Source organism: Burkholderia sp. BCC0322 (assembly GCF_902833045.1).
Lineage (GTDB): Bacteria > Pseudomonadota > Gammaproteobacteria > Burkholderiales > Burkholderiaceae > Burkholderia.
Genome location: NZ_CADFDU010000007.1, coordinates 173,417 through 193,261 on the forward strand (window position 1 = coordinate 173,417; position 19,845 = coordinate 193,261).

18 protein-coding genes are annotated in these 19,845 nt (G+C 67.4%); 7 read left to right on the forward strand and 11 right to left on the reverse strand.

Annotation, left to right across the window (positions count from 1 at the left end):
- The 6 genes from rffA to HWX39_RS21430 form a co-directional block, all read right to left on the reverse strand.
- Entirely contained in the window at window positions 1-1,158 is a 1,158-nt protein-coding gene (gene rffA, locus HWX39_RS21405) for a dTDP-4-amino-4,6-dideoxygalactose transaminase (protein WP_175969867.1), read from the reverse strand.
- Between the two features lie 58 nt (window positions 1,159-1,216).
- The gene (locus HWX39_RS21410; protein WP_175969868.1) at window positions 1,217-1,864 is read right to left on the reverse strand and encodes a class I SAM-dependent methyltransferase; all 648 of its coding nucleotides are present in this window, start codon (window positions 1,862-1,864) and stop codon (window positions 1,217-1,219) included.
- Between the two features lie 10 nt (window positions 1,865-1,874).
- Window positions 1,875-2,597, reverse strand: coding sequence for a WbqC family protein (locus HWX39_RS21415; RefSeq protein WP_175969869.1), 723 nt, complete (start codon window positions 2,595-2,597; stop codon window positions 1,875-1,877).
- Window positions 2,594-3,979 (reverse strand): FAD-binding oxidoreductase, encoded by a 1,386-nt coding sequence (locus HWX39_RS21420; RefSeq protein WP_175969870.1) that lies wholly within the window; start codon window positions 3,977-3,979, stop codon window positions 2,594-2,596. The genes HWX39_RS21415 and HWX39_RS21420 overlap by 4 nt, the downstream gene beginning before the upstream one ends.
- Complete coding sequence (locus tag HWX39_RS21425; RefSeq protein ID WP_059580641.1) at window positions 3,976-4,761, reverse strand: class I SAM-dependent methyltransferase; 786 nt, start codon at window positions 4,759-4,761, stop codon at window positions 3,976-3,978. The genes HWX39_RS21420 and HWX39_RS21425 overlap by 4 nt, the downstream gene beginning before the upstream one ends.
- A gap of 144 nt (window positions 4,762-4,905) precedes the next feature.
- On the reverse strand, window positions 4,906-5,169 hold the full coding sequence (locus HWX39_RS21430; protein ID WP_175969871.1) for a hypothetical protein: 264 nt from the start codon (window positions 5,167-5,169) through the stop codon (window positions 4,906-4,908).
- On the opposite strand from HWX39_RS21430, the gene HWX39_RS21435 reads away from it, so the two are divergent.
- The 3 genes from HWX39_RS21435 (at window position 5,168) to HWX39_RS21445 (ending at window position 11,878) form a co-directional block, all read left to right on the forward strand.
- Window positions 5,168-6,955 carry a tetratricopeptide repeat protein gene (locus HWX39_RS21435; protein ID WP_175969872.1) on the forward strand — a complete coding sequence of 596 codons (1,788 nt, stop codon included), beginning with the start codon at window positions 5,168-5,170 and terminating at the stop codon, window positions 6,953-6,955. The two genes, HWX39_RS21430 and HWX39_RS21435, sit on opposite strands and share 2 nt — an antisense overlap.
- Window positions 6,956-7,196: 241 nt before the next feature.
- Window positions 7,197-9,395 carry a glycosyltransferase family 41 protein gene (locus HWX39_RS21440; protein WP_175969873.1) on the forward strand — a complete coding sequence of 733 codons (2,199 nt, stop codon included), beginning with the start codon at window positions 7,197-7,199 and terminating at the stop codon, window positions 9,393-9,395.
- Window positions 9,392-11,878 (forward strand): tetratricopeptide repeat protein, encoded by a 2,487-nt coding sequence (locus tag HWX39_RS21445; protein WP_175969874.1) that lies wholly within the window; start codon window positions 9,392-9,394, stop codon window positions 11,876-11,878. The genes HWX39_RS21440 and HWX39_RS21445 overlap by 4 nt, the downstream gene beginning before the upstream one ends.
- Window positions 11,879-12,119: 241 nt before the next feature.
- On the opposite strand, the gene HWX39_RS21450 is transcribed toward HWX39_RS21445, so the two are convergent.
- The 3 genes from HWX39_RS21450 to HWX39_RS21460 form a co-directional block, all read right to left on the reverse strand.
- A complete protein-coding gene (locus HWX39_RS21450; RefSeq protein WP_011350579.1) occupies window positions 12,120-12,416 on the reverse strand; it encodes a flagellar protein FliT in 297 nt (98 codons plus the stop codon).
- A 28-nt stretch (window positions 12,417-12,444) separates the two neighbouring features.
- Complete coding sequence (fliD, locus tag HWX39_RS21455) at window positions 12,445-13,863, reverse strand: flagellar filament capping protein FliD (protein ID WP_175969875.1); 1,419 nt, start codon at window positions 13,861-13,863, stop codon at window positions 12,445-12,447.
- A 193-nt stretch (window positions 13,864-14,056) separates the two neighbouring features.
- Window positions 14,057-14,875: a flagellin domain-containing protein gene (locus HWX39_RS21460; protein ID WP_175969962.1), complete on the reverse strand. Its 819-nt coding sequence runs from the start codon at window positions 14,873-14,875 to the stop codon at window positions 14,057-14,059.
- Window positions 14,876-15,418: 543 nt separating this feature from the next.
- Between HWX39_RS21460 and rpsU the strand changes: the two genes are divergently transcribed.
- The gene (gene rpsU, locus HWX39_RS21465) at window positions 15,419-15,631 is read left to right on the forward strand and encodes a 30S ribosomal protein S21 (RefSeq protein ID WP_006401410.1); all 213 of its coding nucleotides are present in this window, start codon (window positions 15,419-15,421) and stop codon (window positions 15,629-15,631) included.
- A 122-nt stretch (window positions 15,632-15,753) separates the two neighbouring features.
- Here the strand turns inward: rpsU and HWX39_RS21470 are convergent, their stop codons facing one another.
- Window positions 15,754-16,356 carry a DNA-3-methyladenine glycosylase I gene (locus HWX39_RS21470; protein WP_175958282.1) on the reverse strand — a complete coding sequence of 201 codons (603 nt, stop codon included), beginning with the start codon at window positions 16,354-16,356 and terminating at the stop codon, window positions 15,754-15,756.
- Between the two features lie 142 nt (window positions 16,357-16,498).
- Between HWX39_RS21470 and HWX39_RS21475 the strand changes: the two genes are divergently transcribed.
- Both HWX39_RS21475 and HWX39_RS21480 read left to right on the forward strand, forming a co-directional pair.
- Window positions 16,499-17,380 (forward strand): BadF/BadG/BcrA/BcrD ATPase family protein, encoded by an 882-nt coding sequence (locus tag HWX39_RS21475; RefSeq protein WP_175969876.1) that lies wholly within the window; start codon window positions 16,499-16,501, stop codon window positions 17,378-17,380.
- A gap of 136 nt (window positions 17,381-17,516) precedes the next feature.
- Window positions 17,517-18,341: a Cof-type HAD-IIB family hydrolase gene (locus tag HWX39_RS21480; RefSeq protein WP_175969877.1), complete on the forward strand. Its 825-nt coding sequence runs from the start codon at window positions 17,517-17,519 to the stop codon at window positions 18,339-18,341.
- A 118-nt stretch (window positions 18,342-18,459) separates the two neighbouring features.
- Here the strand turns inward: HWX39_RS21480 and aqpZ are convergent, their stop codons facing one another.
- Window positions 18,460-19,200, reverse strand: a complete 741-nt coding sequence (gene aqpZ, locus HWX39_RS21485; RefSeq protein WP_175969878.1) for an aquaporin Z — start codon at window positions 19,198-19,200, stop codon at window positions 18,460-18,462.
- Window positions 19,201-19,499: 299 nt separating this feature from the next.
- Between aqpZ and HWX39_RS21490 the strand changes: the two genes are divergently transcribed.
- The gene (locus tag HWX39_RS21490) at window positions 19,500-19,796 is read left to right on the forward strand and encodes an H-NS histone family protein (RefSeq protein WP_021162849.1); all 297 of its coding nucleotides are present in this window, start codon (window positions 19,500-19,502) and stop codon (window positions 19,794-19,796) included.
- Window positions 19,797-19,845 lie beyond the last annotated feature (49 nt).

Sequence of the window (19,845 nt, forward strand, 5' to 3'; positions counted from 1 at the left end):
TTATCGGGTGCGGTAGAAATCGAAGACCACGTCGAGGATGCGATCCTGTTCGGCTTCGGTCATGTCGTGGTACAGCGGCAGCCGGACGAGCCGGTCGGCGACGAGGTCCGTCACCGCCATGCCGGACCCGCAGCGCCCGTAGCGCTGGCCGGCCGGCGAACTGTGCAGCGGCACGTAGTGGAACACCGCATTCACGCCCACCGAGCGGATCTGCTGCAGCAGCTCGGTGCGTTCGGCGAGGTCGCGTGCGAGGAAATAGAACATGTGGCCGTTGCCGCGCTCGGCGAGCGAAATCGCGGGCAGCTCGATCAGCCCGTCCGCGTGCAGCGGCTGCAGCGCGTCCTGGTAGCGCTGCACGGTCGCGCGCCGCTGCGCGGTGATCACGTCCGCGTGCTCGAACTGCGCGTACAGGAACGCCGCGATCAGCTCGCCCGGCAGGAACGACGAGCCGACGTCGACCCAGGTGTACTTGTCCACCTGCCCGCGGAAGAACTGACTGCGGTTGGTGCCCTTCTCGCGGATGATCTCCGCGCGCTCGACGAGGCGTGGGTCGTTGACCAGCAGCGCGCCGCCTTCGCCCGAGATCACGTTCTTGGTCTCGTGGAAGCTGAGGCACGCGAGGTGGCCGAGGCTGCCGAGCGGCTTGCCGTTCCACGTCGACTGCAGCGCCTGAGCGGCGTCCTCGATCACCCACAGGTCGTGGTCCGCCGCGAGCTGCCCGATCACGTCCATGTCGCATGCGACGCCCGCGTAGTGCACCGGCACGATCGCGCGCGTGCGCTTGGTGATCGCGGCGGCGATCTGCATCTCGTCAAGATTCAGCGTGTCGCGGCGGATGTCGACGAACACCGGCGTCGCGCCGCGCAGCACGAACGCGTTGGCGGTCGACACGAACGTGTAGGACGGCATGATCACTTCGTCGCCGGGCTGCACGTCGGCGAGGATCGCGGCCATCTCGAGCGCGGCCGTGCACGAGTGCGTGAGCAGCGCGCGCTGGCAGCCGATGCGCGCTTCCAGCCAGCGGTGGCAGAGCTTCGTGAATGCCTGGTCGTCGGCGAGACCGCCCTGCTCGACCGCTTTCGCGATGTAGTAGAGCTCCTTGCCGACCACGAACGGGCGGCCGAACGGAATGCTGTCGAGATTGGGTGGGCCGAACATGGTCAGGCTCCGCGGTAAGGGTTGGACGTTCGGCCGCGCGGCTCGCGCGCGGCGCCGCTCAGATGTCCTTGCGGACGAGAATCGTGAATTCGTACAGGCCGTAGTCGTGCAGCAGCGCGACGTGGCGCGAATAGCGGCGCTTGCAGCGATCGAACAGCGCGCACGGGTCCGCGTAGTACAGGAGGTCCGGGCGCATGAACGGCGGATCGGAATACGACGTCAGGCAGTTGAACGCGAAGCCCAGTCGGCTCGTCGCGTGCAGCGTGTCGAGCGACGCGTGGATGTAGTCGAGCCAGGCGTCGTCGCCGTGACCGCGCCTGACGTTGAAGATGCCGGATGCGATCCCGTAGTCCGACGCGGCCTGCGGCACCGCGCCGACATGAAACGCGACGTTCGCGTCGTCGCGGTAGCGCTGCCGCGCGGCGTCGACCATGTCGGACGAGATGTCGTAGCCCGCATACGCGAAGCCGTCCGGCAGCGCGCGCGCCTTCAGGAAATCGACCAGCGCGCCGTAGCCGCAGCCGATATCGTTCACCGAGTGGCCGCCGGACGCGGGCAGGATCTTCGTCAGTTGTTCGAAGCGCAGGAACTGGCCGGCTTCGCCGTTCCAGTCGACGCCGCGCGCGGTCGCGCCGTGCTCCGCCAGCCGCGCGCTGTAGTACGCGGCCACATCTTCCAGCAGGCTCGTATGCCGGGATTCGCTCATGGACATCACCTCAGTCTTTCGAGGTCAGCGCGTACCGGCGCGCTTCGGGACCGCAGTTGAACAGCACGTCGAGCACCGTCACGCCGTGGACGAAGTCGCCCCACTGCTGCGGATACTCGGGATAGGTCGGATAGTCGAACCAGCGCACCGCGACGCCGGCATCGGCGAACAGGTTCTCGTCGAGGTAGCTGCGCGCGGCCGGGCCGGACAGGTACTCGGTCGCGCCCGCCTGCACGCACAGGTTCAGCAGCTTCTCGGTGCGGTCGCCGTGCAGCGCATAGTCCGACGTCGACGACACGCGCGTGCCGATCTCCAGTTGCCGGAGGACCCACGTCAGCATCGCGAAATTCAGCTCGCTCAGCATCCCGTAGGTGCGACCGGTGTAGAGCGCTTCGAGCTCGTCCGCATAGCGCGCGAAGTGCGGCGCGCGCGCGTAGTTCTGCTGCAGGGCCTTCCAGTGCAGCAGCGCCCAGTCGGCGCCGTCGATCTCGGTTTCGCGGATCGACTGGTGATACTTGCCCTTCACCTTCACCGGCACGCTCAGCCATTGCACGCCCTGCGGCGTCTTGATCTGGTTGCGGTTGCGCCAGTCGCGGCGCGTGTACTGCGCGTCATCGTAGAGGATGAACTCGTCGCTGGCGGCGATCAGGTCGAAGTAGCCCTTCCACGGAATGTAGTTGGACTGGACGATCGCCACCCGCTTCGCGTCGCGGTTCATGGTCGCACCGCTCATGCCGGAATGTGGCCGTACCGGTACATGTCGACGAGCTCGGGCGGAATGCCCCAGTCCGTTGCGCCCAGCTTGTCGTGCAGCGCCTCGAGGTCCGCGCGCATCGCATTCTGGAGCTGTTCGACCATGCGGTTGCGCGCCGGCACGAAGTCGTGCTGGTACGCGGCATTGATCTGATGGCGTACCGTCTTCGCGATCGCGGCCTCGCGCGTCATGTTGCGGATCAGCGGGCGTTCGGGCGCGAGTTCCGCGTAGCGCGGATCGATCGGCTCGCCGCGCATCGCCGCGACGAGATCGCGGCACAGCACCGGCGACAGGTGGAAGCCGTCGCGCTTGGTGCCGCCGAGAATCCACAGGTCGCGCACGCTGGTTTCGCCGAACAGCGGATACAGGTCGGACGTCGTCGGTCGCCAGCCGACGTTGACGTTGACCAGGTTCGCGCGCGAGAAGCGGGTGTTGATCTGGTCCATCGCGGACTTGAGCAGCGTGTACGCGCTGCCGGCGTGGCCGTGCTGGTGCGGCACCGGGCTGATGTAGTTGCTGGCGCCGACGAGGGTCCGGTCAGGCCCGTGCGGCGCCGAATACACACCGCACGCGAGGCCGCGGTTGGTCGTGCGCACGCAGTGCGTGTGCACGTTCTCCGTGCTCTGCAGTTCGATCGACATGCCGATGCCGTAGAACATCCGCTGCACCGGCAGCTCGGGCAGGCTCGCCTGCAGCACGCGCGTCACGTTGGCGCCGTTGCAGAGGATGAAGCGGTCCGCGCCGAGCACGCTGCCATCGGACAGGCGCGCGCCGGTGACGCGTCCGGCCGCGGTGTCGAGCCGCTCGACCTCGGCGTCGATGAAGCGCACGTTGCCGGCTTGCGCGACCGACTCGGTCAGCGCGTCGAGAAACTGTTTCGGATTGACCCAGCCTTCGCGCTTCAGGAAGACCGCCTTCAGCGCGCGATAGCGCGGGTCCGGATGATAGTTCGGGATGCCTGACGGATCGACCGCCTCGCAGGGCTCCTCGAATTCGCGACAGAACCGCTGCATGGCCGCGAAGTTCTCGTCGTCGAGCGCGTCGGTCGCCGCGTTGTTCAGCACGAAGGTGCCGAAGCCGTGCGCGATCGCGCGCTCCGGCGTGCAGATTTCAGCGAATACGGCGGGCCAGGCCGCCGTCGCGCCGCGGCTCAGCTCGAACTTGAAGCGGTCGATCGGCGTGCCGAGCGAATCGCCTTCCAGCTCGGTGAACGAATTGAGCATCGCCGCCGCAGCGCGCGTGGCCGAGCCGGGCCGATGCGCGTGGCCGACGATCACGAGCTCGACGCCCGGGTCGGCCTGCTGCCAGGCGCGGGCCGTCATCAGGCCGAGAATGCCGTTGCCGAGGATTGCGATTTTCATTTGCGTGCGCCCCCGCCTTCGGGGAATGACAGGTAGCAGAGCGACGGATAGGCCGCCGCCTTGTGGATCTGGTGCGGACGGTTGCCGAGCAGGTCGCGCAGGTAATGGATGCCTTCCGCGGGCAGCTGGCCGCCGCGGGTGAGCTGCCAGAACGCGACGACGCCGCCGGGCACCAGCCGCTCCATCACGGCGTCGAACGCGTGCCGGGTCGGCTCGATCACGTTCAGGTCGAACCACGCGAGCGCGACCATCTCGCCGGGATGCGCTTCGTCGAACGCGGCCAGCGTGTCGCGGCAGTCGCCTTCCCACACGTGGTGCTTGTCATGCACGTGCCCCATCGCGTTGCTGCGCTCGTGCAGGTTCAGCAGCTTGCGCAGCAGGTCGGCGTACTCGCCGGACAGCGAGTACGTGCCGTCGGAGAACAGCTTGCGGTCGCGCGTGTCGTGCTCGGCGAAGCCCGTGTAGCCGGTGAACGTATCGAATGCGTGGATGCGGCGCTGGAAGTTCAGCGGCTCGAGAATCGCGCGGAAGTTCTCGCACAGCACGGCGGTCTGCCCGCGCCATGTGCCGAGATCGAGGATCGCGCCCGGCAGCGGCACGATTTTTTGATAAATCTCAAAGGTCGCGAGAATGCGTGCGAGGAGCGAGCCGCGCACGAACAGGCCGAGCGACCGTTCCAGTTCCTCGCGCGTCGCGGGGTAGGTCTGCATCAGGTCGAACAGTTCGCGGCGCGCCGCGAGCTGATCGCCATCTGCGTTGGTGATGATCGCTGATTCGTGCATACACAGGGCTCCAGGCACAAAGGGTGTGACCGGACGAGCGCGCGTCGGCGCGGTGGCATCGGAATGCGCAACCTTCCGGGCGTCGCAGGTCGGACATCTTTCTGCGATCAAGTCTAGCGAGCGCCGCCAGGATCGAATGTCGGATTAGCGGGTGGTTTCACCCCGCATTTCGATGGATTCGCGGGTGTCCGGTGCGAATTCGGGGCACCCGCGGGTGCGGCTTGCAGTAGCGGGAATAGCGACCATTTCCAGCACCTGCTCGCCAAATTGGAACGCGGCGTGCGCGAGGAGAATTCGGACACGTCGGAGACCGTCGGTGCGTGCGTCCGCAGGCGAAGGCGTGCGCCGACGCAGCGGAGCCGGCCGCGATTCGAATCCCGTATTGGCTACCAGGACGACATAGCTCATGATGCCCACCTCCCCCGCCGCCGCCACGATCGAACAGGCGCTGGCGCACCATCAGGCCGACCGGCTGGAAGAGGCCGAGACGCTGTACCGGCGGATCCTCGACACCGATCCCCGGCACGCGGACGCGCTTCACCTCCTCGGCCTGATCGGCCATCAGTACGGGCGCTATCAGGAGGCATCCGACCTGATCATGGCGGCGATCGAGATCAGGCCGGACGCGATGTACTACTACAACCTCGGCAACGTGATGCAGGCGGACAACCGTCACGCCGCCGCCGCCGAATGCTTCCGTCTCGCAATCGAGCTGCGACCCGACTACGTCGATGCGTACAACAACCTCGGCAACGCGCTTCGGCTCGCCGGCGACGCCCGTGCGGCCGTCGATGCGTTCTGCCAGGCCATCTCGCTGAAGCCGGACAACGGCCAGGCCTACAACAACCTTGCGAATGCGCTGTTCGACGTGAACGAGATTCCGGCCGCGCTCGAGGCTTACCGGCACGCGATCGCGCTGCGCCCCGAACTGCCGGAGCCGCGCAGCAACCTGCTGTTCGCGAGCCACTGCAGCGAAGCGTTCGACCACGACGCATATCTCGCCGAGGCCGCGCGCTACGACGAAGTCGTCACGCGGTGCGCGACGCCGTGGACGGACTGGCTCGTCGACCTGACCGCCCGCACCGGGCGGCCGCTCAAGGTCGGCATCGTGTCGGGCGACCTGAAAGCGCATCCGGTCGGCTATTTCATCGAGAGCATCCTGAAGCATCTCGACGCGAACCGGATCGAGATGCATGCGTACCCGACGCGCGACGTCGAGGACGACGTGACCGCCCGCATCAAGCCGGCCTTCGCGACGTGGACCTGCATTGCCGGCCTGAGCGACGAAGCGGCGGCCGCGCGTATCCGCGCGGACCGCATCGACGTGTTGCTCGATGCGGCGGGCCACACGGTCTACAACCGCCTGCCGCTGTTCGCGTGGAAGCCCGCGCCGCTGCAGGCAAGCTGGCCCGGTTATTTCGCGAGCACCGGCGTGCGCGCGATCGACTACGTGATCGGCGACCGTCACGTGCTGCCGCCCGCCGAGGCCGCGCATTTCACCGAGCGGCCGTGGCATCTGCCGGACAGCTATCTGTGCTTCACGCCGCCGGCCGAGCCTGTCGACGTCGGCGCGCTGCCGATGCTCGCGAACGGCCATCCGACCTTCGGCTATTTCGGCAAGCTCGCGAAGATCACCGATCACGTCGTCGCGGTCTGGTCGCGCGTGCTGCAATCGGTCGCGGGCGCGAAGCTGTTCGTGAAGGCGGAGCATCTCGACGATCCGCGCGAGCAGCAGGCGCTTGCCGCGCGCTTGGCGGCGCACGGCATCGACGCGCAGCGCCTGATCCTCGAAGGCCGCGCGCCGCGCGCCGAATACCTGGCCGCGTACCGGCGCGTCGACCTGATGCTGAGCCCGTTCCCGTATCCGGGCGGCACGACGACCGCCGAGGCGCTGTGGATGGGGGTGCCCGTTCTGTGCCGGCGCGGCGAGCGCTTCCTGTCGCACATCGCCGAGAGCCTGCTGCATTCGGCGCGGCTGCCCGAGTGGATCGCGGACGACGACGACACGTATGTCGCGAAGGCCGTCGCGCAGGTCGGCCAGCCCGCCGAGCTGGCGGCGCTGCGCGCGACGCTGCGCGCGCAGGTGCTCGCGTCGCCGCTGTGCGACGCGCCCCGCTTCGCGCGCCACTTCGAGGACGCACTGCACGGCATGTGGGCGCAGCACGTCGAAGCCGCGCCGGGCGCATCCGTGTGAGGCCGCTCACGACGTGACGTGCGTGGGCATTTCCACGCCAGCGGCAAGCGGAACATCGCGCCTCTCGCGCTGAACACCTCGCCGGCCGGCGTGATCGTCGTTCCGACCGGTCGCGCGTGCGCGACACCGTAGTCGGGATGGCACGCGATGGGATTGCGGCGTCGGCCGTGATGATCGGGCATGTCGGCAGGCTGATCGACTCCGGACGCGAACCGCATCCCTATTGAGCAGAGCAGACGAGATGGACGGAACAGGACAGACATTGCAGGCGGCGCTCGCGCATCATCAGGCGGGGCGTCTCGCGGAAGCGAAGACGCTGTACGACGCGATCCTCGCCGCGCAGCCGGGCCAGCCGGATGCGCTGCATTTTCTCGGGCTGCTGGCGTGCCAGCTGAAGCAGTACGACGCGGGACTTGCGCTGATGGAGCAATCGCTCGTCGAGCGGCCGGACGCGTCGTACTTCAACAACCTGGGCAACATGCTGCGCGAAAGCGGCCGGCTCGACGACGCAATCGCGCACTATCGGCGCGCGGTGGCGCTGCGGCCGGACTATCCGGAGGCGCACAACAACCTCGGCAACGCGTTGCGCGACGCGCGCGAGCCGACGGCCGCGATGGAGAGCTGCGCGCGCGCGATCGCGCTGCGGCCCGGTTACGCGCAGGCGTACAACAACCTCGGCAACGCGCTGCAGGATCTGGGCGACCTCGACGGCGCCGCCACGCATTACGGCCGCGCGATCGAGCTGGACGCGTCGATGGCGATGGCCCACGCGAACCTGAGCGCCGTGCGTCACAAGCAATTGCGCTGCGCGGAGGCGCTCGCCCATGCGCTGGACGCGATCCGGCTCGCACCGAACCTCGCTGACGCGCACAACCACGCGGGCAACGCGTATCACGGACTGGACCGGCTCGACGCGGCGCAGGCCAGCCATCGCACGGCTGTCACGCTGAATCCGGCCGACGCCGGCGCGTGCCACAACCTGTCCGTCGTGCTGCTGAAGCTGCAGCGGCTCGACGAGGCGCTCGTGTATTGCCGGCAGGCGTTGCAGGCCGGCCCGCCGGCCGTGTTGATGCACGTCAATCTCGGCGACATCCTGCGCGCGCAGGGCAACGTCGACGCCGCGGTCCACGCGTATCGCGATGCGCTGGCGCTGGTGCGCGACGATGCCGACGACGTCGCGGCGACCGTGCTGAACCGGCTGCTGTTCAGCGCGGCGGTGTCCGCGTGCGTGACCCCCGCCGACTACCTGGCCGACGCGCGGCGCTACGGCCGGCACCTGGCCGCGCGTTCGACGCGCTATGCGCACGATCCGCGCGAGCGGGACGCGCGCGCACAAGGGCGGCCGCTGCGCGTCGGCTTCGTGTCCGGCGACCTGCGCCTGCATCCGGTCGGCATCTTCCTGGAAAGCGTGCTGGCGCACCTCGAGCGCACGCGCATCGATCTGCGCGTGTACGTGACCACGGACGAGGAGGACGCGATCACCGCGAAGCTGAAGCCGCACGCGAACCGCTGGCGCTCGATTGCCGCGCTGGGTCCGGAGGCGGCCGCGCGAATGATTCACGATGACGAAATCGACGTCCTCGTCGACCTCGCGGGCCATACGCAGTCGAGCGGGCTTCCCGTGTTCGGCTGGAAACCCGCACCGGTGCAGGCGAGCTGGCTCGGCTTCTTCGCGTCGACCGGCTGCGACGCGATCGACTACTTCATCGGCGACCGCTACACGCTGCCGGACGCCGAAGCGCATCACTTCGACGAGAAGCCGTGGCGGCTGCCCGACAGCTTCCTGTGCTTCACGCCGCCGGCCTGCGACGTCGAGGTCGGCCCGCTGCCGATGGCGGCGAGCGGCCATCCGACGTTCGGTTGCTTCGGCCAGCTCGTGAAGATCGGCGACGACGTCGTGCGCGCGTGGTCGCGCATCCTGCACACGCTGCCGGACGCGCGGCTGCTGCTCAAGGCGCATGAGCTCGGCCGCGAGGGCGTGCGCGACGCGACCGCGGCGCGCTTCGCGCGGCATGGCATCGATGCGGACCGGCTGATCCTCGAGGGCGGTTCGCCGCGCGCGGAATACTTTGCCGCGTATCACCGCATCGACGTCGCGCTGAGCCCGTTTCCGTACCCGGGCGGCACGACCACCGCCGAAGCGCTGTGGATGGGCGTGCCGGTGCTCGGGATGAAGGGCAGCCGGTTCGTCACGCACATTTGCGAAAGCGTGCTGCACGCGGCGGGCATGGGCGAATGGGTCGCTGACGGCGAGGACACCTATGTCGAGAAGGCGATCGCGGCGGTGCGCGATCGCGAGCAGCTCGCGGCGCTGCGCGCCGGGCTGCGCGCGCAGCTGCTCGCATCGCCGTTGTGCGACGCGCGCCGGTTCGCCGCGCATCTCGAAGCGGCGTTCCTCGCCATGTGGCAACGCTATACGAACTCGGAGCAGGAAGCATGAACGATATCCACGACACGCTGCAGTCCGCGCTCGCGCATCATCAGGCGGGGCGTCTCGCGGAAGCGAAGACGCTGTACGACGCGATCCTCGCCGCGCAGCCGGGCCAGCCGGATGCGCTGCATTTCCTCGGGCTGCTGGCGTGCCAGCTGAAGCAGTACGACGCGGGGCTCGCCCTGATGGAGCAATCGCTCGTCGAGCGGCCGGACGCGTCGTACTTCAACAACCTGGGCAACATGCTGCGCGAAAGCGGCCGGCTCGACGACGCGATCGCGTACTACCGGCGCGCGGTGGGGCTGCGACCGGACTATCCGGAAGCGCACAACAACCTCGGCAACGCGTTGCGCGACGCGCGCGAGCCGACGGCCGCGATGGAGAGCTGCGCGCGCGCGATCGAGCTGCGGCCCGGTTACGCGCAGGCGTACAACAACCTCGGCAACGCGCTGCAGGATCTGGGCGAGCACGAGGCGGCGGCGGCGAGCTACGCCAAGGCGGTCGCGCACCAGCCGCAATACGCGGATGCGTACTGCAATCTCGGCAACGCGCTGCATGCGCAGGAGAAATTCGACGATGCTGCGGATGCCTATCGTCGCGCCATCGCGCTGCAACCGGGCTTCCGTGTCGCGCACCAGGGGCTGAGCGAGACGCTGCGCGCGGCAGGTGATCTGCGAGGTGCGGTCGACCATGCGCGCGAGGGACTCGATCCGGGCGACGCGGACGCGCACTGCGTACTGGCAAGGCTGCTGCAGCGTATCGGCGATTTCGACAAGGCGCTCGAACTGCTCGAGCAGGCGGTCGCGATCGACCCCGCGCATGCGCAAGCATGGGCGTGGCTCGGCGATTTGCGCAACCAGCAGGGCGAATACGGGCAGGCGGTGCAAGTGTGCCGGCGTGCGATCGAGCTTGATCCCGAACTGGCCGACGCATACAACTTCCTTGGCTTCGCGTATCACAACCTCAACTTGCTGGCCGCCGCGGAGTTGAGCCACCGGCATGCGATCGACCTGAACCCGGACGATGCCGACGCGCATCACAACCTCGCCGCCGCGCTGTTTCGGCTCGAGAAGCTCGACGAGGCGATGAAGCACACCGAGATCGCGCGGGAGCTCGGCATCGATCCGCTGAAGGTCCAGATGACGCTCGGCGACATCCTGTGGGCGAAAGGGGATCTCGCCGGCGCGCTGGATGCGTTCCGCTCGGCGATCCGGCACGACCTGCATCGCGCGTACTCGCGGATGCTGTTCAACATGTCGAGCTCGCCCGCGTTCGAACCGCACGAGTGGGTCGCCGAAGCGCGCCGCTACGGCGAGCATCTCGAGCGCGACGCGCGTCCGTTCGAGCACGACCGCGCGCAGCGCGTCGCGCAGGCGCAGGGGCGGCCACTGCGCGTCGGCTTCGTGTCGGGCGACCTGCGGCAGCACCCGGTCGGCATCTTCCTTGAAAGCGTGCTCGCGCGGATCGACCGGTCGCGCATCGAGCCGCATGCCTATGTGACCTTCGTCGGCGAGGACGACGTGACCGCGCGGCTCAGGCCGAACTTCGCGAGCTGGAAGAAGGTGGTCAGCCTGGGCCGCGAGGAGGCCGCGCAACTGATTCGCGACGACGGCATCGACATCCTGATCGATATGGCAGGCCATACCAACTGGAGCGGCCTGCCGATCTTCGGGCACAAGCCCGCGCCGGTGCAGGCGAGCTGGCTCGGTTTCTTCGCGACGACCGGTTGCCGCGCGATCGACTATTTCATCGGCGATGCGCATACGCTACCGGCCGACGAGGCGCATCACTTCACCGAACGGCCGTGGCGACTGCCGGACAGCTACCTGTGCTTCACGCCGCCGCCGTACGATGTCGCGGTCGGTCCGCTGCCGATGGTGACTCATGGCGGCGTCACGTTCGGCTGCTTCGGCAAGCTGATCAAGATCAGCGACGAGGTCGTCGCGCTGTGGTCGCGCATCCTGCACGCGCTGCCGGACGCACGCCTGCTGCTGAAGGCCCATGAGCTCGGCGCCGGCGACGTGAACCACGCGACGCTCGACCGCTTCGCGCGGCACGGCATCGGCGCGGATCGGCTGATTCTCGAAGGCGGTTCGCCGCGTGCGGAGTACTTCGCCGCGTATAACCGCATCGACATCGCGCTGAGCCCGTTCCCGTACCCGGGCGGCACGACCACCGCCGAAGCGCTGTGGATGGGCGTGCCGGTGCTCGGGATGAAGGGCAGCCGCTTCGTCACGCACATTTGCGAGAGCCTGCTGCACGCGGCGGGCATGGGCGAATGGATCGCGGAAGACGAGGCGGCGTACCTCGCGAAGGCCGTCGCGTTCGCGCGCGACCGCGACGGGCTGGCGACGCTGCGTGCAACGCTGCGCGAGCGCGCGCTGGCGTCGCCGCTGTGCGATGCGTCGCGCTTCGCACGCAACCTCGAGGACGCGCTGCACGGCATGTGGACCCGCTACGCGGCCGGTGAGACGGCGACCCGTGACGCGTGACGAGCGGGATCGCGCCACGGCTGGAAGCCGCGCTCGCGCATCGTCGGGCCGGCCGCCCGAGCTGATCGGGGCGGCCGTCGAGCGGGCGACGCGGGCGTAGCCGGCGCGATCCGGCTCGCGCTCCCGCCTGCAGGCGAAAAAAAAGCCGCATGGAAGCGGCTCGACGGTACGGCGACAACGGACCGCTCGACTGGCGGCGTCTTTTAATTCGAAATGCGCGGCGGGCGAGACGCCCGGCCGGTCACAGCATGCCGGCCTTCTGGTACTGGCTCGCGGCCTTGATCCGCTCCTGGGACTGCGCAAATTCCGCAGCCAGGCGGTCACGGTCCGTCTGCGCATGCTCCGTGATCGACGCGTCGATCGCCATGATCTGCCGCACCTGGTCCAGCGCGTCTGGCGTCTGCTCGCCGGACAGGTTCATCAGCAGCGGCGAGCGTTCGTCGACGAGGGCCGCGACGCGCACCCAGTCGCGTGCGTCGGCCGCCGACTGCATCGCGCGGGTCAGGTCGAAGGCGCGGGACAGGGTGTCGTTCGTCATGGTCAGGTCCGTTCGGTGCGGTTGCGACTTACTTGTTGGTGGCCATCGCGCCCGCGCTGTTCTGGCCGCCGAACAGCTGGGTCAGGTAGCGGGTGTTGTTCGCCATCTGCGCCATCAGCGTGTTCAGCGCGGTGAACTGCGCGGTGTATTGCGTGGTCAGCTGGTTCGAGTAGGTCTGCAGTTGCGTGGCCTGATTCTGCACGCTCGTCAGATCGGCATTGATCGCGGTGGTGCGCTGGTCGATCAGGCCGGACGTCTGCGTGTACGAGTTGATGTTCGCATTGAGCGCCTGGGCGATGCCGTTCGTCTGGTTGAAGATCGCCGCCACCGCGGAACCGTTCGACTTGAGCGCGGTGGTCAGCGCGGCGGTGTCGACCGACATCGCGCCGGTCGAGTCCACGTTGATGCCGATGCTGCCGAGCGCATAGGTCGTGCCGCCCGTCGTGACGCCGCTGCTGAGCGTCGTCGCGAGCGTGTTCCTGATCGTGTTCAGCATCGCGTCGCCGAGCAGCGGGCCGGCGGTCTTCGCGGTCGGGTCGTAGGACGACAGCGATTTCGCCGTGCTCACGAAGTTGCTGTATGCGGTCGCGAAATTGTTGATCGCGGTCGTCGCCGCGGCCGTGTCCTGCGACAGCGTGACGGTTTGCGTCGTGCCGACGGCGGCCTGCGACAGCGCCAGCGTGACGCCCGTCAGCGCGCCCGACACGTTGTTCGACGCGCTCGACACCGGCGTGCCGTCGATCGTCAGCTTCGCGTCGGCGGCCGGCGTGACCGTCGTGTACCCCGACGTCAGTTTCGAATTGACGCCCGTACCCGTGATCGAAATCGTGTTGGCCGCGCCGGTGGCGTTCGACTGCATCACGAGATGCTGGCCGTCCGAACCGGTGATGACCGATGCGGTGACGCCGGCATTGCCGGATGCCGAATTGATCGACGACGCGATGTCGGACAGCGATGCGCCGGCCGCCACGCTGACGTTGAACGCGGGGTTGCTGCCGAAGGTGATGCTCAGCGAACCGGCCGAGATCGTGTCCGCCGACGTCACGCCGGCCGACGACAGCTTGTTGGCGGTCGCGAGCTGCGTGACATTGACCGAATACGAACCGGCCACCGCGCCGCTGCCGCTCGTGACCGTCGTCGCGATGCCGCTGCCGCTCGCCGTCGCGGCCAGGCTGCCGAGCGTGGTGCCGTTCGAGAGGCCGGTGAGCGCGGTCTGCAGCGCGGACAGCGCACCCTTCAACTGGCCGATCGCGGACAACTGCGTATTGTCGTTCGTCTGGCGGGTCTGCAGGGTCTGCAATTGCCCGGCCGTCTTCGCGTTCACCAGCGTCGTGACGAGCGAATTGACGTCGAGCGACGAATTGGTCGCGCCGCTGATGATCGACTGTCCGGCCTGCGACAGGAGGGTGCTGATGTCCGTGCTGCTGACGGGGGTTGTGGTGGCCATGCCGTTGCTCCGGTCGTCCGCGCAATCAACGTGCGCGATGCGGCGGGGCGCCGCGGTTCAATGCAAAGAGGGAGGCGTGCCTCCCTGGAGAATTCTGATCCGGGCGGGTTCGGCGGCGTCGCGATGCGTCGCATGGTGACGCCGCCGGGCCCGGAGGCGGGCGGGCGCGTGGCCCGCCGCGGGTGCTGCTCGATTAGCCGAGGAGCTTCAGGACTTGCTGCGGCAGCGAGTTCGCTTGCGCCAGAACCGAGATACCGGCTTGTTGCAGCACTTGCGCCTTGCTCAGGTTCGCCGTTTCCGTCGCGAAGTCCGCGTCGGTGATCTGCGAGCGAGCGGCGGTCATGTTGGTTGCCTGGGTTTGCGTCGTCGAGATCGCAGCCTGGAACGTGTTCTGTGCTGCGCCCAGCGTTGCCTGGAACGTGTTGACTTGCTTCAGTGCCGCGTCGATCGCCGTGATCGCCGATTGCGCGCCCGACTGGGTGGCGACGCTCAGGGTGTTCACGCTCATGCCCGTGCTGTTCCAGTTCGCCGTGCCGAAGTCGACGGTAACGACCTGGTTCGCTGCTGCGCCGATCTGGAACGTGACGCTGCCGGCGCCGCCCAGGATGGTCTGGCTGTTGAACGTCGTTTGCGATGCGACACGGTCGATTTCGCCGAGACGCGTCGTCACTTCAGCTTGCAGGTTCGCGCGAGCGCTCGAATCCAGCGAGCCGTCGCCCGCTTGTTGCGCCAGCGTACGGATACGCTGCAGGTTGTCGACCGTCGATTGCAGCGCGCCGTTGGCGGTCTGGATCATCGAGATGCCGTTGTTCGCGTTTGCAACACCTTGCGTCAGCGCATTGATTGCCGCCGTTTGCGACGTCGAGATCGCCAGGCCTGCTGCATCGTCAGCAGCGGTGTTGATGCGCTTGCCCGACGACAGGCGGTTGATTGCTTGCGACAGTGCGCTTTGCGAGCCCGACAGATTCGTCTGCGTCGTCAGCGAAAGGATGTTGGTGTTGATGTTCAGCATTTGCTTCCTCGTTTTGGAAAATGCCTGGGATACAGACAGGTTCTGATTTCGGCGTTGCGCTTTATCGCGACTGGCGCTGCCCGCCTTTCCTGGTTGACGGCGGCACCCGGCGAAAACTTTAGAGGGATGTTTGGGTAAATTCGGGACGGAAGGATGGTTGTCGGCCGAAAGGCACGCCCGGCTTGGCCGGCCGGGCCGCGGGCAGGTGCGGCAACCGGCCCCGTTCGACGGGGCGATCGGCCGCGCCACGCGGAGCGACGAACCGGGAGATGCAAAAGGATAGTTTTATCTGTGATTCTCTGCTATGATGGCGGGCTGAATTGAGATTTCTGTCACGCCTCTGCCGTTTTCGGCATGTCTGCTGGCAGTCAAACGCGGCGCTGCACGCGGCTGTGAAGCGTACTCGCGGTGCTTTCCGCCTCTCTTTTCCGGCCTCCGAGGCCGTATTTCCGCTCGTTTCGCCTGTTTGTGGGGACGCTCGGATGGCCGGTGCGTGGCGCTTGGCCGCTACGTTTTTGACCGTTTAAGCAATTTAGGAACGACATGACGACGATTCTTCTGAAAGAAAACGAGCCGTTCGAAGTGGCGATTCGCCGCTTTCGCCGTGCTATCGAAAAAAATGGCCTGATCGCTGAACTGCGCGAACGCCAGTCCTACGAAAAGCCGACCGCAGTCCGCAAGCGCAAGAAGGCCGCAGCCGTCAAGCGCCTGCACAAGCGCCTGCGCAGCCAGATGCTGCCGAAGAAGCTCCACTAAGAGCGTCTTACGGTTCGCCGCGAAACGGCGGAGCGTGCTTCGAAAGAAGCCGCTCCGCCGTTTTGCTTTTGGGGACCGGGAAAATCCCGGGGCCGCTGCGGTTCCGGCGCGCTTGCGCGCCGTCAGCCCGCCTTGCGCCGGCGTGCGGGCTGCTTGCCGCCGAGCGCCGCGCATTGCGCGTGGCACGGGCAGCCGACCTCGTGATCGTTGACCATGCCGGTGGCCTGCATCAGCGCATAGCAGATCGTCGAACCGACGAACTTGCAGCCGTAAGCCTTCAACGCCTTGCTGAGCGCGTCGGACTGCTCGGTCGACGCGGGCGCGTCGCGGTACGACTGCCATGCGTTCTGGACGGGCGTATCGCCGACGAACGACCACAGGAACGCGGCGAGCGAACCGTGCTCTTCGCGGATGCGCTGCACGGCGCGCGCATTGGTGACCGCCGACTCGACCTTCGCGCGGTTGCGCACGATGCCCGGATTCTCCAGCAGCTTCTCGATGCGCTTCGGCGTGAAGCGTGCGACGGCATCGACGTCGAAATCCGCAAAGGCTTCGCGATAGCCCGCGCGCTTGTTCAGGATCGTCGACCACGACAACCCGGCCTGCGCGCCTTCCAGGATCAGCATTTCGAACAGGTGGCGATCGTCGTGCGAGGGCACGCCCCACTCGGTATCGTGATAGTGAGCATCCGCTTCCGTCTTCACCCAGTTGCACCGCTGCGACATCGTCTGCCTCGTATTCAGTGTCGATTCGATCGCGTCAGCATAGCGGAAGCCCCTTCCACGGAACAGCCTGCCGAACGGCAGATGGGCGCGCGGCGCCGATCCGGTTAAGCTTGGTGCCTGTTCGAATCAGCGGGATGAAGGCATGGCGGCATTACTTTTTGCGATCGGCATCGACGGCGGCGGCACGGGCACGCGCGCGGTGCTGGCCGACCGGCACGGGCGCGAGCTCGCGCAGGGGCGCGGCGGTCCGTCGGGGCTCGGGCTCGGCATCGAGCGCGCGTGGGCGTCGATTAGCGCGGCGTGCGCGGACGCGTTCACGCAGGCCGGTTTCGCGTTCGAGTGGTCGCAGTGCGCGCTCGGCTGCGGGCTCGCGGGCGTGAACAATGCGGCGTGGCTCGCCGCGTTCCGCGCGCAGGCGCCGCTCGGCGCGCTCGCGGTCGAGAGCGACGCGTATACAACCGTCGTCGGCGCGCACGGCGGCGCGCCGGGGTTGATCGTCGCGCTCGGCACCGGCAGCATCGCGGCGGCGCTCGATGCCTCCGGCGCATGCCGGATTGCGGGCGGCTTCGGCTTTCCGTCCGGCGACGAGGCGAGCGGCGCATGGCTCGGCGTGCGAGCGCTCGCGTATGCGCAGCAGGCGCTCGACGGCCGCGCGCCGCGCGATGCATTCGCCAATGCGCTGCTCGCGGAAACGGGCGCGCAGGATCGCGACGCGCTCGTCCAGTGGTCGTGCGATGCGAACCAGACGATCTACGCGCGGCTTGCGCCGATCGTGCTCGCGCACCGCTCGCATCCGGTCGCGGGCGCACTGATCGCGCAGGCGGGCGACGAGATCGGCAAGATGATCGACGCGCTCGATCCGCAGCAGGCGCTGCCGGTCGCGCTGTGCGGCGGATTGGCGGACGCACTCGCACCGGCCGTGCCGGCGCGCCATGCCGCCCGGCTGCGCGCGCCGCTCGACGATTCCGCGCACGGCGCGCTGCGGCTCGCGCTGCAGGCGCTGCGGGCCGCGGAAGGAGGCTGAAGGCGTTTCGACGGTGGTTGATGGCGCACCGCAACCGGGCCGCGGGCGGCGATCGACCGGGAACCGTCCGGCGGGCAACCGGGCACGACGTTAAAATGGCCGTTCCGCAGAGCCCTGAGCGCCATTCTTCCGTCCCATGTACAAAGTCATCGCCACCGATCTCGACGGCACCCTGCTGAACAGCGACCACCAGCTCGATCGGTACACGATCGACACCGTCCGCCGGCTCGACCGCGACGGCCTGCAGTTCGTGATCGCCACCGGGCGTCATTACGCGGACGTCGCGGGCATTCGCGACGTGCTCGGCATCCGGCCGTACCTGATCACGTCGAACGGTGCGCGTGTGCATGCGCCGGACGATACGACGATCCACGCGCAGGACATCGATCCGGCGATCGTCCGCGGCCTCGTGCAGCCGGACGTCGTCGGCGCGCACGGCCGCGTGATCGTCAACCTGTTCACCGACCAGGGCTGGCTGATCGACCGCGATGCGCCGCACCTGCTCGAATTCCACCAGGATTCGGGCTTCCGCTACGACGTGATCGACATGTCCGCGCACGACGGCACGGATATCGCGAAGGTGCTGTACATCGGCGATCCGGCCGATCTGGCGGTCGTCGCCGAGCAGATGCGCGTGCGTTTCGGCGATGCGCTGTACGTCACGTACTCGCTGCCCGACTGCCTCGAAGTGATGACCGCGAACGTGTCGAAGGGCCGCGCGCTGCGCTCGGTGCTCGCGCGGCTCGGCGTCGACACCGGCCACTGCATCGCGTTCGGCGACAACATGAACGATATCGACCTGCTCGAAACCGCCGGCCACGCGTTCATGATGAACAACGCGAACCCCGACCTGGTCGCGCGGCTCCCGCACATCCCGCGGATCGGCAACAACTTCGACGCGGGCGTCGCCCGCCACCTGCGCACGCTGTTCTCGCTCGAAGAAAACGTCGCCGCATCCTGAGCGTCCCGCCGGGGCGCCAATGAAAAACGGGCGCCAGTGGCGCCCGTCGAAACGACCTGCCTCGATCTTCTTGGACAGCGTGAGGCTCGCTGCTCTGCTCGCTTGACCCCGTAGTGTTTTATTCGCTTGTGCGAGCGGATACCGGCAGCAGGTCGACGGCGTTGTCACGCCCCGCGACCAGCGGGTAGATGATCCCGGCGAGTGCGGCGCCGATGATCGGCGCCACCCAGAACAGCCAGAGCTGGCCGATCGCTTCGCCGCCCACGAACAGCGCGGGGCCGGTCGAGCGGGCGGGGTTCACCGACGTGTTGGTGACAGGAATCGAGATCAGGTGAATCAGCGTCAGGCAAAGGCCGATCGCGATCGGCGCAAAGCCGGCCGGTGCGCGCTTGTCGGTGGCGCCCAGGATCACGAACAGGAAGAAGCCCGTCATCACGACTTCGCAAATGAACGCCGCGCCGAGCGCGTAGTGGCCGGGCGAGCGCTCGCCGAAGCCGTTCGTCGCAAAGCCGCTGCCGACGACGTCGAAGCCCGGTTTGCCGGTTGCGATCAGGTACAGCACGAATGCGCCGAGCGTCGCGCCGACCACCTGCGCCACGATATACGGCACGAGATCGCGCGCGGGGAAGCGGCCGGCGACCGTCAGGCCGACGCTCACCGCAGGATTCAGGTGGCAGCCCGAAATGTGACCAATTGCGAATGCCATCGTCAGCACAGTCAGGCCGAAGGCAAGTGCGACGCCGGCAAAGCCGATGCCGAGGCCCGGAAAGGCGGCGGCCAGCACGGCGCTTCCGCACCCGCCGAGCACCAGCCAGAACGTGCCGAATACCTCTGCAGCGAGACGCTGAGAAAGATTCATGTAAGGACCTCGTTCAAGTGGATTGAAGACAACCGGACGACGCGAAGGATTTAAACCGTCACCCGGAATTGGTCTGGATTATAGGAAATGAATCGGGTCGGGGAGGGTCAACGATTGTTAAATTTGAATGGCTGACGAATGCCTTTTATTAGAATAAGTCCGCATTCTCGATATAGCCGAATCGGTTAAAGATGACAGCATTAATTTCGAAGGGTAGGGCGGCAGTGCGGATGACGTAACGGATGCTGGTGTCCCGGTCGAGTTCGCCGGGGCCGCATCGTCAAAAGGGGAGTCGAAAAATGTCTCAATACGCGAAACTCAAGGCGCAGATCGCCGATCTGCAGGCTCAGGCGGACGATGTACGCCGCCAGGAAGTGGCGGCGGTGATTGCGGAAGTCCAGCAAAAAATCGCCGAATATGGGCTGACTGCCCAGGATCTGGGCTTCGCGGAGCGAGCGAAGCGCGGACGCCCGCCGAAGAAGGCGCCGCTGCCCCCGAAATACCGCGATCCGAAGTCGGGCGCGACCTGGAGCGGGCGAGGCAAGCCGCCGAATTGGATCGTCGGTAAAAACCGCGATCGTTTCCTGATCGAATGACCGAAAGCCCAAACAAAAGAGCCGCATCGAGATGCGGCTCTTTTGTTTT

Coding starts and splice junctions, on each gene's coding strand:
- rffA (WP_175969867.1), bottom strand. CDS start 1,158: ATGTTCGGCCCACCCAATCTCGACAGCATTCCGTTCGGCCGCCCGTTC.
- HWX39_RS21410 (WP_175969868.1), bottom strand. CDS start 1,864: ATGAGCGAATCCCGGCATACGAGCCTGCTGGAAGATGTGGCCGCGTAC.
- HWX39_RS21415 (WP_175969869.1), bottom strand. CDS start 2,597: ATGAGCGGTGCGACCATGAACCGCGACGCGAAGCGGGTGGCGATCGTC.
- HWX39_RS21420 (WP_175969870.1), bottom strand. CDS start 3,979: ATGAAAATCGCAATCCTCGGCAACGGCATTCTCGGCCTGATGACGGCC.
- HWX39_RS21425 (WP_059580641.1), bottom strand. CDS start 4,761: ATGCACGAATCAGCGATCATCACCAACGCAGATGGCGATCAGCTCGCG.
- HWX39_RS21435 (WP_175969872.1), top strand. CDS start 5,168: ATGATGCCCACCTCCCCCGCCGCCGCCACGATCGAACAGGCGCTGGCG.
- HWX39_RS21430 (WP_175969871.1), bottom strand. CDS start 5,169: ATGAGCTATGTCGTCCTGGTAGCCAATACGGGATTCGAATCGCGGCCG.
- HWX39_RS21440 (WP_175969873.1), top strand. CDS start 7,197: ATGGACGGAACAGGACAGACATTGCAGGCGGCGCTCGCGCATCATCAG.
- HWX39_RS21445 (WP_175969874.1), top strand. CDS start 9,392: ATGAACGATATCCACGACACGCTGCAGTCCGCGCTCGCGCATCATCAG.
- HWX39_RS21450 (WP_011350579.1), bottom strand. CDS start 12,416: ATGACGAACGACACCCTGTCCCGCGCCTTCGACCTGACCCGCGCGATG.
- fliD (WP_175969875.1), bottom strand. CDS start 13,863: ATGGCCACCACAACCCCCGTCAGCAGCACGGACATCAGCACCCTCCTG.
- HWX39_RS21460 (WP_175969962.1), bottom strand. CDS start 14,875: ATGCTGAACATCAACACCAACATCCTTTCGCTGACGACGCAGACGAAT.
- rpsU (WP_006401410.1), top strand. CDS start 15,419: ATGACGACGATTCTTCTGAAAGAAAACGAGCCGTTCGAAGTGGCGATT.
- HWX39_RS21470 (WP_175958282.1), bottom strand. CDS start 16,356: ATGTCGCAGCGGTGCAACTGGGTGAAGACGGAAGCGGATGCTCACTAT.
- HWX39_RS21475 (WP_175969876.1), top strand. CDS start 16,499: ATGGCGGCATTACTTTTTGCGATCGGCATCGACGGCGGCGGCACGGGC.
- HWX39_RS21480 (WP_175969877.1), top strand. CDS start 17,517: ATGTACAAAGTCATCGCCACCGATCTCGACGGCACCCTGCTGAACAGC.
- aqpZ (WP_175969878.1), bottom strand. CDS start 19,200: ATGAATCTTTCTCAGCGTCTCGCTGCAGAGGTATTCGGCACGTTCTGG.
- HWX39_RS21490 (WP_021162849.1), top strand. CDS start 19,500: ATGTCTCAATACGCGAAACTCAAGGCGCAGATCGCCGATCTGCAGGCT.